Below are 1,141 nucleotides of genomic sequence, written 5' to 3'. Positions count from 1 at the left end.
AAATAGGAGTGATAAAGCTGTTTATAATAGAAAACTTAAAAACTTTTTTTGGGGAAGGGGAATATTATACCCGAGAAAGTAGGGAAGGTATTGAGGTTAGAACTAAGACGAATGGAGTTGTGGATCAAGAAAATGGATATTTCTTGAAAGAAGAAAAAAGTGTTTTTAATCTTTTTCGGATTTCAAGAAATAGTAGATATAAAATATTGATGTTGCAAAATATAGGACTAGCTATATTTTACTTAGGAGTTCGTGTAAAACTTAGTAATATAAATTATCCTCAGATTGGTGAAATTCATAACACCCAAGAAGCTGAAGAAGTATTAAATTCTAATGGATTAGAAAGCTATTCGATACTCTCTCTTTCTCCAAGTTCTGTCTGTCTTTACCAAAAGGGATCTATGTTTATAGTTAGCTATGTGAATGAAAAGAATAAGGAGTTTCTAATTAGTGACGATAATTCCGCTTTTACATTAGGCGTTCGAGTATTAGCAAATCATACATTAATATATGATTCCTTTAAAAAGTATATAAAAATTTGTAACAAAGATATAGATTGCAATTCGAAGGATTATGATACAGTTATTAGAGATTTATTCGATGTTGAAGAATGATCAATAACCTTAGCGACTCTCGTATTCCTATTGAAATTAGCTACTTTATGCAATGAAAATTACAAAGTAGGATGATTATAAATAGTTTTATTTTAATATAGCAAGGAATCGTAAAATGAAAATCACAGGTGGAAGTTCTTATATTAAATTTGATTTAGAAAATGGTTATACGTTAAAAGCAGAAGGAGAGATGCTAGTTGGTGGAAAATTTGTAGTATATAAGGATACAATGAAAAAGTGGAAGCCTCCACACGAAAACGAAAAATTAACAGATGAAGAAAAAGAAGCAATTATCACTGAGGTAATTAAATAATGTGTCTGAAAGCACTGTTAAGATAATGTTTGACTAATATTAGGTGGAAAGGTACTAACTAGTAAGAGCAAATTCACTTAAAAAGGCACCTAGAAGAACACCAATAAAGCTCTGAAAGATTTGTAAAACTGTTCGGGAATTTTAAATAATATGGTGCTATAAATGTTGATAATAAGCCGTTTGTTTTGAAATGTTATGAGCCAAGTTAAAAAAG

2 protein-coding genes are annotated in these 1,141 nt (G+C 29.7%); both read left to right on the top strand.

Translation table 11 applies throughout. The features are described from left to right. Positions 1-614 (top strand): hypothetical protein (locus HCK02_RS13865; RefSeq protein ID WP_167630684.1); only part of this gene is annotated, 614 nt, incomplete at its 5' end. A gap of 115 nt (positions 615-729) precedes the next feature. Further along, positions 730-927 (top strand): Imm74 family immunity protein, encoded by a 198-nt coding sequence (locus HCK02_RS13860; RefSeq protein WP_167630683.1) that lies wholly within the window; start codon positions 730-732, stop codon positions 925-927. Positions 928-1,141: the final 214 nt, after the last annotated feature.

This window comes from Listeria valentina (assembly GCF_011800755.1).
Classification (GTDB): Bacteria; Bacillota; Bacilli; order Lactobacillales; family Listeriaceae; genus Listeria; species Listeria valentina.
This window is presented reverse-complemented; position numbering and strand designations above follow the sequence as displayed.